This is a genomic window from Halomonas sp. (assembly GCF_029263665.1).
In the GTDB taxonomy this organism is placed as follows: Bacteria; Pseudomonadota; Gammaproteobacteria; order Pseudomonadales; family Halomonadaceae; genus Halomonas.
In genome coordinates, this window is record NZ_JAJUFQ010000042.1 from 1 (window position 1) to 10,927 (window position 10,927).

A 10,927-nucleotide genomic window follows, 5' to 3' on the forward strand; every position below is an offset into this window, starting at 1 on the left:
CCCTGACCCTCTTCCCCCTGCCTCTCTTCCCTTGCCCTCTATCGTTAGCACCAGCCAAGTTAGCGGGATTTTAGCTACTGCCCATGTCATCGAGAGGAGGAATCCTCTGTTTCTCCTAGGAGTCTTCTCGTATAGAGCCTATGCGATATCGCGTGCTGCGGCCTCCTCCCTCCATACGAACCAGACAGCCTTTTTCTACGAGCTGTACCAAGTGGCGTGTTGCAGTGGCTTTACTGACCTTGGCCACCTTCTGGTACTGCGAGGCACTGATACCGTTTTCAAAGCCATTGTCACCACCATCCAGCAGTCGATTGAGCACTTTGACTTGTTCAGGGCTCAATGATGCTCCCCGGTGGAGTTCCCAGAACCGAGTCTTGTGTATGGTACGGTCCACTTTCTTTTGGGCCTGTACCATCGCCCCCTCCAGAGTATCCAGGAACCATTGAATCCAAATAGAAACATCCAGGCTCCCTCGTTGGGTTTGCTCTAGGATCCGATAGTATTCGTGGCGTTGATCGAGAATCACCGTAGACATGGCATACAGTCGAATACTCTGGTGGTCACCTTGTGCCAGTGCCATATCTGTCAGAGCCCGAGTGATGCGCCCATTGCCATCATCAAACGGGTGCAAGGTGACAAACCAAAGGTGGCACAACGCAGCTCTAATCAATGGGTCCAGTTCAGGGGCATCGCGAGTGCTATTGAACCAGTCGATGAACATCATCAGTTCCGGTTCAAGGCGTTGTCTGTCAGGTGCTTCAAAATGTACGGTGGGGTTATCGGGACGACCTGACACTACCTGCATGGGCTCTTCGCCGCGGATGTTTCCCACGATCAACGGCCTGACAGCGAACTCACTGCCCCCGGCAGGAAATAGCCAGCGATGCCATTGGCACAGACGCTCCAGTGATAGCGGCTGCGCATGCTGTTCAATGGCATCGATCATCATTGAAGCCAGCCCTTCGGAACGATCAGATGATGGATATGGACTGTCCTGCCTGACGCCCAAGCGCCTTGCCAGCGACGACCGTACCGACTGGACATTCAAGCGCTCGTTTTCAATAGCAGATGATGCGACGATGTTGGCTAGCAAAGTGTCGAGTGATTGGGCAGGTGAATCAGCATCCACAGCTTCCGCCTTGCCCAACAGTCGACCTTCCTGGAAGTGTATGCGACGAAGCCTCGGGGTAATGTCAGCTGCATTCCAGTGGAATTCAGGCCATTCAGATTGTTGCCATATCCAGGACATCTACCCCCCCCATATTCGGCTCACCCCATGAGCCTTTTATTATCACTTATTCGACTCACAACTCAAGCCGAATAAGATATCTATTCGGCTCACCAGCAAGAGGCCGAGATAAAACAGGGGACGATGGATTTTTCGAAGCTGGATTTTCCGAAACATCACCGAGTAATCACTGCTCGGGATAATGGTGGTAGCGACGAATGGCACTGATCAGGGTTCGGGCAGACTCCGGCAGTGATGCCAGCTCGCGCACCACGACAGCCCGCTCTCGCTGTGCCCAGTCATCTTCCAGTTGCACGATCTGCACCTGCATCGTCTTCTGATAACGCACAGCGCTGGATTCCGGCAGGATGCCAATGCCTACGCCAGCCTCGATCATGCGGCATGCGGGCTCGAAGCCATAAACCTGGATACGCAATGGCAGCGTCTCACCGATCTCATTGACCTGTGCCTTGAGGAACTGCAATAACGTGCTGCCTTCATGCAGACCAACGTAGGGGTATTCCAGAGTATCCTTGAAGGCGATGATTTCTTCTTTCACGAGAGGGTGACCGGAAGGCACCACGACCACCAGGCGATCCATGCTGAAGGGAATGACTTCCAGTCCATGGATCTTGATATCGCCCGATGTCACACCCAGATCAGCCGCACCATCCAACACCCCACGGAAGATGTCATTGGTCAGCCGTTCCTGAAGATCGATGGTGATGCCAGGCCGGTCACTGAGGAACTCCGCCAGGACTTCGGGCATGAACTCCGTCACCGCTGTGGTATTGGCGAAGATACGAATATGCCCTGCTTCGCTGTTGGCGTATTCGGAAAAATCACTCTTCACATACTCGACCTGGCGCATGATGGCCCGAGCATGATTCAGCAGTCTCTCCCCTGCCGGCGTCAGCTCCACTCCTTGGCTACCACGATAGAACAGGCGACTGCCAAGCTGGCCTTCGAAGGCCTTGATACGAGTACTGGCTGCCGCCGTGGAAAGGTTTGCCCGACGTGCACCTCCAGTCAGGCTGGAGGCCTCTGCCACATGAATGAACAAGCGAATATCGGCTAGGTCGAAGTGCATCAGCCTCCTCCTGCAGTAAGTCCATGACCAGAAACCTGTGCAATCAGCATTCCTGCAGCTGGTCCAGGCAGCGCCTGGCCAGTTCGATATAGCGCTGCGTTGCCTGATGCTTGCGCTGTATATCGCGTTCCTCAAGCTGGCGGACCAACTTGGCGGGAGAACCAAGCAACAATGAAGCCGCTTCACAGCAGAACCCAGCCTTGACCATGGCGCAAGCGCCAATGATCGATGATGCGCCAATCACACAGCCATCCATGACGACCGCGTTCATGCCAACCAGCACGCCCTCGCCGATATCGCAACCATGCACCACGGCACCATGGCCAATATGTCCCCGGTGCCGGATGCGTGTCAGTGACCCTTGCGTGCCATGCACCACACAGTTGTCCTGCAGGTTGGATTCCGGTTCCATGATGATGGAGCCAAAGTCACCGCGCAGGCTGGCTCCGGGTCCCACGTAGCAGCCATCGCCTATTTCGACATGGCCGATCACCACGGCCATGGGATGCACAAAAGCCCGTGGTGAAATGGACGGCTTGATGCCTTCGAACATGTAGCTGGCCATAGCGTTGCCCCCTCCCTAATCGGCAAGTCGCTGCGAACCGACATTCATTTCACTGTTCGCATGGCTGCGCCGCAATTGGTACTGCCAGGCAATCACTACCATCGCCAAGAACACTCCAATCAGATCGGTCACCCATCCGCCAGCCATCATCGACAGACCGGCTACCAGCGCGACCAATCTCATGGGGAGATTGAGTGCCCCGAGCAGCCAGCCCTGTACCGCGGCTGCCAGCAAGTATATGCCCAGAGCGCCTGTGACCAGCACGCGTGAGACTTCCAGCCAACTGCCCTGCATCAGAATGGCCGGACTATAGAAGAACAGGAATGGCACCACGAAGGCCGCCAGACCGAACTTGAAGGATGTGATGGATGTCTTGAGCGGATCGGAGCCGGAAATCGCCGCGGCGGCATAGGACGCCAGGGCTACCGGAGGAGTGATGGCTGAAATCACCGCGTAATAGAACACAAAGAAATGCGCCACCAGCGGTGAAATGCCGATTTCCTGCAACCCAGGTGCAATGACAGAGGCAGAAACCGCATAGGCCGCCGTGGTGGGCATGCCCATTCCCAGCAGAATGCTGATCAGCATGGCAAACAGCAGTGCCAGGAACTGACTGCTATCGGCAATTTGCAGCAGCAATGAAGCAAAACGTGCCCCTACCCCCGTCATGGAGATGACACCGACAACGATCCCGGCGCAGGCACAGACCGCCACCAGGGGAACCACCATGCGTGCTGACAACGCCAATGCATCCAGGATCGCTCGGAGTCCCATGCGGTAAGGCGTCAGCCAGGAAACCACGGCCGCCGATACCATGGCCAGTGTACCGGCACGAATCACCGAGTAGCCCATGAACAGCGTGGTGATCAAGATCACCACTGGCAGGAACAGATAGGCCTGTCGGAGCATGGGCACAAGCCGGGGTAACTCGTCACGACTCAGGCCACGCATCCCCTTGCGCCTGGCTTCCAGGTCCACCATGAAATAGATGGACAGAAAATAAAGCGCGGCAGGAATGATCGCGGCGAAGGCAATCTCGGTATAAGGAATACCGGTCACTTCCGCCATGATGAAGGCGCCTGCCCCCATGATGGGAGGCGCAATCTGTCCGCCTGTCGAAGCAGCGGCTTCAATCGAGCCAGCGCTCCTCGGGGAATAACCGACCCGCCGCATCAAGGGAATGGTCAGGCTACCTGTCGATACGACGTTGCCTGCCGACGTGCCATTGATCATGCCCATCAGGCCAGAAGCAAATACCGCGACCTTGGCGGGGCCGCCTCTTGAGCGTCCTGCTACAGAGAAAGCGAAGTTGACGAAGTACTCGCCGACTCGGGACTTCTGCAAGAAGGCGGCGAAAGTAATGAATAGCACGATGTAGGTGGAAGACACGGCAATGGTCGGACCCAGTACACCGTTGTCGGTATACAGATAGGTGAACAGCTTTTTCGCACCATAGCCATTGTGCTCCAGAATACCTGGCAGCCAGGGACCGACGAAGGCATAAGCAATGAACACTCCCGTGATCACCACCAATGCCATGCCCGCCACGCGGCGCGTCAACTCCAGGATCAGCCCGATGCCTATTGCAGCCATCCAGGCATCGATATCTCCGATCAGTGGCGTTCCGGCAACCATTCGCCAGGAGCTCAGGCCCGGAATGATGTAGGCCGCCACGGCCAATGCCAGAATGCCCAGTGACACGTCAGCATGGTTCAGGCTGGCTCGTGGACCTCTGTAGCAATAGCTGGTATTCAGCGACACCAGCAAGGCCAGCAGCGCCATGCCGCCGATGTAATGACGTGCCAGCATGGCGGCGCCATCCAGCACTGCGTAGTGTGGTTGCAGCCTCACGACGGCCACCAGCAACAACATCCCCAGTGATAGCACCAGCGCCAAAAAACCGAGTCCTCTTGCCCAAGGTGGTGCATCTCCCTCTGCTGTGAAATGGTGCGAAGATCCCAGCAACAGGAAACCGACCAGCAAACCTGCTGCAATATGCAGAATGCGATACACCCAGGTCTCGACTGGCTGGATGTTCAGTGCATATAGATGAAAGGCGATATAAGCCACACAGACCACGAAGACAATGGCGGCTGGTGTTCTTCCAAGGATACGTTCATTCCCTGCTGGCCTGACTTCATCGACAACGGCTGTGTCGAGAACGTCGAGGCTTTCCTGCCCGGCCTCCCTTGCCGGCATTTCATTCTGGCTACTCATCACGACACCCCTTTCTCATCTCGACACCCCTTTCTCATCCCGACACGCTATGGGCAATGGGCAATCAATGACATGACGGCAGGATTTCCAGGGGTAATCACATACCCAGGAGGAAATCCTGCAGTGAGCATGAATCATCCCTTGAGCTCATCCGGAATGTCGTAACCGTTCTCCTCGAACCACCTCACTGCACCGGGGTGGAAAGGAATCTGTGTGTTATAGATGACGTTCTCGGGAATCGTCTCGGCAGCCGAGCGATGCACCTTGAGCATTGCCTCATGGTTTTCCATCACCGTCTTGACGACTTCGTAGGCCAGCGATTCCGGCATGTCAGCATTGACCACGACGAAGTTCCAGATGGATACCGTGGGGATATCCTCCGTGACGGCCCGGTAGGTACCCGCTGGTACAACAGAGCGGGAAATCTCGGGATATTCCTTTACGATCTTGTCGATATCATCCTTTGGAAAGCTGAAGACATTGATCTCTGATTGAGCTTCCAACTGACTGACGGATGACACAGGCAGCCCTGCACCGAAGGCAAAGGCATCCAGCAGACCATCTTGCATCTGGCCCGCCTGGTCACCGGATCCGCCCTCAAGAGTGGTGACATCGTAACCCAGCAGATCAAAGAACCTTGGCCAATAGACACTGTTGGTACCACCAGCAGAACCAACACCAGCACGCTTGCCTTCGAGGCCATCCATGCTGGAAATTCCGGAATCCTTCATGGCGCTGACATGAAAGATGGTCTGATACATGGGAAATAGTGCGCGAACCTTGTCATGCTTGACGCCAGGAAGAATGGGGCTCTTGCCTTCGATAGCTTCCAGTGCCGGCCCCATGGTCACCAGGCCGAAGTCATGCTCTCCAAGCTGAACCATGCTGACATTCTGCACTGGCCCCCCAGTGACTTCGGCGCCGATATTGGTACCCAGCTTCTGATTGACCAGATTGGCCCACCCGGAGCCATAGATGTAATAGGTACCGCCTTGGCTGGAGGTTCCTACCGTCATGCTCGATGGCCAGTCCGAACGGTCATCGCCGACAACAAATGCTGAAAAGAGAAGAAGAAGAGACGTGGTGAGAGCAAGCGTAATCTTGTTCATGATCGACCTCTGATTATTGTGTTTTTCGAGACACGAAAGATGCTTGTTATTTGCAACTTGCTGTCTGCGAAGCCCAGCGCGCGAATTGAGCCTGCAACACCTGCTCTCTGAGATGAAGTCGGATTTCTCAACACCCCCTTTCGGGAACACTTAATAGACTTTTGTCGAACAACATATATTTCTTATCATCCCCACCAACTGAAAATAAAATATAATCATATACCTATATATAACCCGTTCGCGGTACGGACGGGATGGCGTTAGGAATTCCAGAACACCCGCTTATTGATTTACAAATTCTCTCCAGCACATGAGTTGCGCATCCTGAGCTTGTCGAAAAGCACAAGCGAACAGGATGGCCATATGAAAATCGACAGTTGGGTAGGAAATCAGGAGGTCAGCAGAGACGTTATTTCGTCAACTCTCGTGCATAGAATCGCGACAACATTTGGAGAAACGTCTCCTCAACCAGGAGAAGCGCTGCCTCATCTTTGGCACTGGGCCTTCTTTCAGGAACCTGTCGTCGAAGCACAGTTGGGAAACGACGGGCATCCTGCCCGGGGACGGTTCCTGCCCCCCATAGACGGACGCAATCGCATGTGGGCAGGGGGGCGCGTCAATTTTCTCGAGCCCCTGCGTGTGGAAGCCCCCGCCGAGCGTCGATCGACCATTACCAAGCTCCAGGAAAAGCACGGTACCAGTGGTGCCTTGCTGTTCGTCACGGTCGAGCATACCTATGCACAGAACGGCACCCTATGTATCCGTGAAGAACAGGACATCGTCTATCGAGAGCCCAGTTCTCCCAAGCTGAAAAGCACTCTCCCGGTTCCGAAGACCAGTTGGCAGGACAATGTCCAGCCTTCTCCGACCATGCTGTTCCGCTATTCCGCCGTGACCTTCAATGGCCATCGCATTCATTACGACCATCCCTACGTCACGGAGCATGAAGGCTACCCCGGCCTGGTCGTTCATGGCCCCATGATCGCGACGCTTCTCCTGCATAGTTTCACGCGGCGTCATCCCGACAAGATCCCACGCTATTTCTCCTATCGAGGAATCAGGCCGCTGTTTGCCAATACAGGTTTCCATATAGGAGGTGTCGAGCTTACGGATCAGCAGTTTTCACTCTGGGCATTCAACGATGACGGCCCGGCACATCAGGCAGAAATACAATACCAGGAGCAACGCTAATGTTTATCCGTGACCCTGAATCCATCGATGCCATTCGCGACGGAGTCCGTAGCCTCTGTGCCAATTTCGATGATGCCTACTGGCGGCAGGTCGACGAGGAAAAAGGCTTTCCTGAAGCATTCGTCAATGCCCTGACCGAGGCCGGATGGCTGGCCGCAATGATCCCGGAGGAATATGGCGGATCAGGCCTGGGGTTGACCGAAGCCTCGGTCATTCTCGAGGAAGTCAACCGCTGCGGCGGCAACTCCGGCACCGTGCACGGCCAGATGTACAACATGTTCACCCTGCTGAGACATGGCAGTGAAGAACAAAAGCGCCAGTACCTGCCCAGGATTGCCGCTGGCGAATTGCGCTTGCAGTCCATGGGTGTCACCGAGCCCACCACGGGCACGGATACCACCAAGATCAAGACCACTGCCGTGCGCCGGGGAGACAAGTACGTCATCAACGGCCAGAAAGTGTGGATCTCGCGTATCCAGCATTCCGACCTGATGATCCTGCTGGCACGCACCACTCCCATCGATCAGGTACAGCGCAAGTCCCTGGGGATGTCGATTTTCCTGGTGGATCTCCATCAGGCCATTGGCAATGGCCTGAGCGTTCAGCCTATTCCCAACATGGTCAACCACGAGACCAATGAGCTGTTCTTCGACAATCTGGAAATTCCCGCGGATAGCCTGATCGGCGAAGAGGGCATGGGATTTCGCTACATTCTCGATGGCCTCAATGCGGAACGCACCTTGATTGCCGCCGAATGCATCGGCGATGGGCGCTGGTTCATCGACAAGGCCACCCGTTATGCAAGGGACCGAGAAGTGTTCGGTCGCCCCATCGGCATGAACCAGGGCGTCCAGTTCCCTATTGCCCAGGCCCATATTGATGTCGAGGCCGCGGACCTGATGCGCTGGAAAGCTTGCCATGAGTACGACAGCGGCCAGAATGCCGGCGCCAGTGCCAACATGGCCAAATACCTGGCCGCGGAAGCTTCCTGGAAAGCTGCCAACGTGTGTCTTCAGACCCATGGTGGTTTCGGCTTCGCTTGCGAATACGACGTCGAACGCAAGTTCCGCGAAACACGCTTGTATCAGGTGGCGCCCATCTCGACCAACCTGATTCTCTCCTACGTTGCAGAGCATCTGCTCGACCTTCCCCGTTCATTCTGACAAGGCAAGGCTCCTGCCGGTCGCACTACGCGGCCCAGGAGCAGAGGAGTCACCATGCACGATGCAACTACCCCACTCCGGCCGCTCGATGGCATCACCGTCATCAGTCTCGAGCACGCCATTGCTGCCCCGTTCTGTACGCGCCAGCTGGCGGACCTCGGTGCCCGGGTGATCAAGATAGAACGCCCCAAGGTCGGAGACTTCGCTCGCCGTTATGATGAAAGGGTCGATGGCCTGGCTTCCCATTTTGTGTGGACCAATCGCTCCAAGGAGAGCCTGACCCTCGATGTGAAGGCCGAAGCATCCAGCGACATCATGGAACGCCTTCTTTCCGAGGCGGATGTTCTGGTCCAGAACCTTGCTCCTGGTGCAGCCGCTCGACTCGGTCTATCGTTCGACAGCCTGCACGAGCGCTTCCCGCGACTGATCGTCTGCGATATTTCCGGCTATGGCGATGATGGTCCTTACCGCGACAAGAAAGCCTATGACTTGTTGATTCAGAGCGAAGCAGGTTTTCTCTCGACCACCGGAAGCCCCGAAGAAGACGGCATGGCAAAGGCGGGCTGTTCCATTGCGGACATTGCTGCAGGCATGTATGCCTACTCCAATGTGCTATCGGCACTTCTGCTCCGCGAGCGCACAGGCAAGGGCAGTCATATCGATGTCTCGATGCTCGAATGCCTGGTCGAGTGGATGGGCTACCCACTGTACTACGCCTATAAAGGTGCCACGCCGCCAGCACGTGCCGGTGCCTCCCATTCCACCATCTACCCCTATGGCCCCTTCCCTGCCGGTGATGGGAATACCGTCATGCTCGGCCTGCAGAATGAACGCGAGTGGCAAACCTTCTGTGAAGTCGTCCTGCAGGATTCTGTACTTGCCAGCGACCCGCGTTTCTCCAGTAACTCCCAGCGTTCTGCCCATCGCCAGAAACTACGTGACTTGATCTGCCATGCCTTTCAGGAACTCAGCGCCGATGAGGTTATCGCCAGGCTGGAAGATGCCAATATCGCCAACGCCCATGTCAACGACATGCATGACGTCTGGCAGCATCCACAGCTCATGGCACGCCAGCGCTGGACACAGGTTTCCTCTCCTGCCGGCCCGCTGCCGGTACTCCTGCCGCCAGGACGCAGCAATGCCTTCACGCCTCGCATGGGCGAGGTGCCTGAACTTGGTCAGCACAGTGTCGGCCTGTTGCAAGAACTGGGCTTCAGTGACGACAGTATTCATTGTCTTGCCGACAAGGGCGTCATTTGAACCACACGGAGAGCCATCATGAATTCACCCCTGCAACGCTCTTTCCTGTTCGTCCCGGCGACGCGCCCTGAGCGGATCGCCAAAGCGCTCAACAGTGACGCCGATACTGTCATTGTTGATCTCGAAGACGCTGTCGCACCGCATGAGAAGGACTTGGCCCGCCACCATCTGGACGAATTTCTCCAGGCTACTCCTGAAGCCCGGGTACTGGTGCGCATCAACTCGACAGCACAGGACATCAGGAAGGACCTGGCGGTATGCGCAAGATTCTCCAATGTCTGCGGCATCATGTTGCCCAAGGCCGAGACCTGCAAACAGATCGAACTGGTCGCTGCCAGCCGCAAGCCGGTCTGGCCCATCATCGAGACCGCCAGGGGGCTGGTATCAATGACCAGCCTGGCCTTTACCAGCGGTATCGAAAGGCTCACCTTCGGCGCTCTGGACCTGTCGACGGACCTCAACCTGGAGCCTGGCAGCCCCGGCGCGGCGATTATCCTCGACCAGTGCCGCTATCAGCTGATTGTCTGTTCCCGTTCAGCAAGACTGCCACCTCCTGTGGAGAGTGTCGCTCCCCACATCCACGATACCGCCAAGGTGGAACAGGCGGCGCAGAAGGCGGCCGAAATGGGTTTTTCCGGCATGCTCAGCATTCACCCAAAGCAGCTACCCGCGATCCACAAGGCCTTTACTCCCAGCAGTGAATCCCTGGCCTGGGCACGCAAGGTACTGGATACAGCCCAACGCCATGACGGTGCCTTTCAGCTCGATGGCCAGATGATCGACGAGCCGGTCATTATCCGCGCAAGGACACTACTGGCACGTGCTGGTGAGTAAGGACAATCGCCCTTTCTCGACAGCTCGACGATCTATTCCAATGCCCCGGGCCAAACTGTCTGTCAAACAAGCCCATCAAACCTGTGAACCAACATGGAGCCTGGTATGAAAATCCTCGTCGCGGTCAAGCGCGTCATCGATTACAACGTCAAGATCCGGGTCAAGCCGGATCATTCCGACGTCGATCTCACCAACGTCAAGATGGCCATGAACCCCTTCTGTGAGATCGCCGTGGAAGAAGCGGTTCGCCTCAAGGAAAAAGGCGTGGCC

9 protein-coding genes and 1 pseudogene are annotated in these 10,927 nt (G+C 56.2%); 5 read left to right on the top strand and 5 right to left on the bottom strand.

Annotation, left to right across the window (positions count from 1 at the left end; genetic code table 11):
* Window positions 1-115: 115 nt before the first annotated feature.
* From Q1K07_RS20935 to Q1K07_RS20955, 5 genes are all read right to left on the bottom strand, one after another.
* A complete protein-coding gene (locus Q1K07_RS20935; protein WP_300315802.1) occupies window positions 116-1,249 on the bottom strand; it encodes a Fic family protein in 1,134 nt (377 codons plus the stop codon).
* Window positions 1,250-1,415: 166 nt separating this feature from the next.
* Window positions 1,416-2,318, bottom strand: coding sequence for a LysR substrate-binding domain-containing protein (locus tag Q1K07_RS20940; protein ID WP_300315805.1), 903 nt, complete (start codon window positions 2,316-2,318; stop codon window positions 1,416-1,418).
* 43 nt (window positions 2,319-2,361) lie between these two features.
* Window positions 2,362-2,883, bottom strand: coding sequence for a phenylacetic acid degradation protein PaaY (locus tag Q1K07_RS20945; protein ID WP_300315808.1), 522 nt, complete (start codon window positions 2,881-2,883; stop codon window positions 2,362-2,364).
* A 15-nt stretch (window positions 2,884-2,898) separates the two neighbouring features.
* Window positions 2,899-5,100 carry a TRAP transporter permease gene (locus tag Q1K07_RS20950; protein ID WP_300315810.1) on the bottom strand — a complete coding sequence of 734 codons (2,202 nt, stop codon included), beginning with the start codon at window positions 5,098-5,100 and terminating at the stop codon, window positions 2,899-2,901.
* Window positions 5,101-5,234: 134 nt separating this feature from the next.
* The gene (locus Q1K07_RS20955; RefSeq protein WP_300315813.1) at window positions 5,235-6,209 is read right to left on the bottom strand and encodes a TAXI family TRAP transporter solute-binding subunit; all 975 of its coding nucleotides are present in this window, start codon (window positions 6,207-6,209) and stop codon (window positions 5,235-5,237) included.
* 363 nt (window positions 6,210-6,572) lie between these two features.
* Here Q1K07_RS20955 and Q1K07_RS20960 point away from each other — a divergent pair, with 363 nt between their 5' ends.
* The 5 genes and pseudogenes from Q1K07_RS20960 to Q1K07_RS20980 form a co-directional block, all read left to right on the top strand.
* Complete coding sequence (locus Q1K07_RS20960) at window positions 6,573-7,400, top strand: MaoC family dehydratase N-terminal domain-containing protein (RefSeq protein ID WP_300315816.1); 828 nt, start codon at window positions 6,573-6,575, stop codon at window positions 7,398-7,400.
* Window positions 7,400-8,563, top strand: coding sequence for an acyl-CoA dehydrogenase family protein (locus Q1K07_RS20965; protein WP_300315819.1), 1,164 nt, complete (start codon window positions 7,400-7,402; stop codon window positions 8,561-8,563). The genes Q1K07_RS20960 and Q1K07_RS20965 overlap by 1 nt, the downstream gene beginning before the upstream one ends.
* Window positions 8,564-8,617: 54 nt before the next feature.
* Window positions 8,618-9,823: a CaiB/BaiF CoA-transferase family protein gene (locus tag Q1K07_RS20970; RefSeq protein WP_300315822.1), complete on the top strand. Its 1,206-nt coding sequence runs from the start codon at window positions 8,618-8,620 to the stop codon at window positions 9,821-9,823.
* A gap of 18 nt (window positions 9,824-9,841) precedes the next feature.
* Entirely contained in the window at window positions 9,842-10,657 is an 816-nt protein-coding gene (locus tag Q1K07_RS20975) for a CoA ester lyase (protein WP_300315825.1), read from the top strand.
* A 105-nt stretch (window positions 10,658-10,762) separates the two neighbouring features.
* Window positions 10,763-10,927 (top strand): annotated as a pseudogene (locus tag Q1K07_RS20980) (electron transfer flavoprotein subunit beta/FixA family protein); the annotation flags it as partial.

Excerpts from the sequence above, each read along its gene's own strand:
- Q1K07_RS20945 (WP_300315808.1), bottom strand. The coding sequence starts at position 2,883 with ATGGCCAGCTACATGTTCGAAGGCATCAAGCCGTCCATTTCACCACGG.
- Q1K07_RS20950 (WP_300315810.1), bottom strand. The coding sequence starts at position 5,100 with ATGAGTAGCCAGAATGAAATGCCGGCAAGGGAGGCCGGGCAGGAAAGC.
- Q1K07_RS20955 (WP_300315813.1), bottom strand. The coding sequence starts at position 6,209 with ATGAACAAGATTACGCTTGCTCTCACCACGTCTCTTCTTCTTCTCTTT.
- Q1K07_RS20970 (WP_300315822.1), top strand. The coding sequence starts at position 8,618 with ATGCACGATGCAACTACCCCACTCCGGCCGCTCGATGGCATCACCGTC.
- Q1K07_RS20965 (WP_300315819.1), top strand. The coding sequence starts at position 7,400 with ATGTTTATCCGTGACCCTGAATCCATCGATGCCATTCGCGACGGAGTC.
- Q1K07_RS20975 (WP_300315825.1), top strand. The coding sequence starts at position 9,842 with ATGAATTCACCCCTGCAACGCTCTTTCCTGTTCGTCCCGGCGACGCGC.
- Q1K07_RS20960 (WP_300315816.1), top strand. The coding sequence starts at position 6,573 with ATGAAAATCGACAGTTGGGTAGGAAATCAGGAGGTCAGCAGAGACGTT.
- Q1K07_RS20940 (WP_300315805.1), bottom strand. The coding sequence starts at position 2,318 with ATGCACTTCGACCTAGCCGATATTCGCTTGTTCATTCATGTGGCAGAG.
- Q1K07_RS20935 (WP_300315802.1), bottom strand. The coding sequence starts at position 1,249 with ATGTCCTGGATATGGCAACAATCTGAATGGCCTGAATTCCACTGGAAT.